1 protein-coding gene is annotated in these 1,286 nt (G+C 61.0%); it reads left to right on the top strand.

The window, feature by feature from the left end; genetic code table 11:
* Positions 1-1,106: 3-hydroxyacyl-CoA dehydrogenase (locus tag AC27VO_RS16450; RefSeq protein WP_488667794.1), on the top strand; the 1,106-nt coding region annotated here is incomplete at its 5' end.
* Between the last annotated feature and the right edge of the window lie 180 nt (positions 1,107-1,286).

Raw genomic sequence — 1,286 nt, 5'->3', positions numbered from 1 at the left:
AAATCTTCGAGCAAGACCAAGCGGCGCTAGACCGTGGTGTGCAGCGTGTGCAGGACTTCTACGACCAGCGTGTTGCGGCGGGAAAGCTGGCTGCAGACAAAGCCGCAGCCCGCAAGGCCGCGCTCACCAGCACCTTGGATTGGGCGCAGCTGGCCCAGGCCGATGTGGTCATTGAAGCTGTCTTTGAAGACTTGGCCGTCAAGCAAAACGTCTTCAAGACCATTGATCAGCATGCCCGCGCAGGTGCTTTGCTGGCCACCAACACGTCATACCTGGATTTGGATGCCATTGCTCAGGCCACTTCACGCTCACAGGATGTGATCGGTCTGCACTTCTTCAGCCCCGCGAACGTGATGAAGCTGCTGGAAGTCGTGCGCTTGCAAGGCACGGCTGTTGATGCCATTGCCACCGGCATGGCACTGGGCAAGAAGCTGGGCAAACTGCCCGTGCTGTGCGGCAATGCGTTTGGCTTTATTGGCAACCGCATCTACAACGCCTACCGCAAGCAGGTGGAGTTCATGCTGGAAGACGGTGCCTTGCCCGAGCAGGTAGACGCTGCGCTGCAGCAGTTCGGCTTTGCGATGGGGCCGTTTGCCGTGGCTGACCTGTCTGGGCTGGATATCGCCTGGCGCATGCGCAAGTCGCAGGCGGCCACGCGTGACCCCAAAGAGCGCTATGTCTCCATCCTCGACCAACTGTGCGAGCAAGGCCGTTTGGGCCGCAAGACCGGCGCAGGTTATTACACCTATGCGGAGGGCAAGAAGTCGGCAGCCGTGGATGACACCGTCAAAGCCGTGATCGAGCAAGCCTCGCAAGCGCGTGGCCTCACACGCCGCCGGTTGACCGATGCCGAGATCGTGCGCCGCACGCTCATGGCCATGTGCAACGAAGCGGCGCTGCTGCTGGCCGAAGGCGTGGCCCGCCAGCCCTCGGACATTGACGTGGCACTGGTGCAAGGCTATGGCTTCCCGCGCTGGGAAGGGGGCCCCATGTTCTGGCTCAGCCAGTTCAGCGCCGCCGAGCAAGCCCAGATGCAGCATGAGCTGGCCCAGCACGTGGGGCACGGCTTTGCCAAAGGCGATCTGGCGTTGCTGCAGCTGAACTAACAGTTCTGCACCAAATCAGCTGCTAGCGCTTGTGCAGTAAGCGCTAGCAGCTCTTCTTTTTAATTATTCTTTTATTCTGAGACACCATGAGCACCACCCCCGAAGCCTTCATCTGCGACGCCATCCGCACCCCCTTTGGTCGCTACGGCGGCGCACTGTCCAGCATCCGCGCCGACGACT

Source organism: Comamonas sp. 14P8.1.4 (assembly GCF_057799285.1).
The sequence above is the reverse complement of the archived record's forward strand: the minus strand, read 5'-3'. Positions and strand labels throughout refer to the sequence as shown.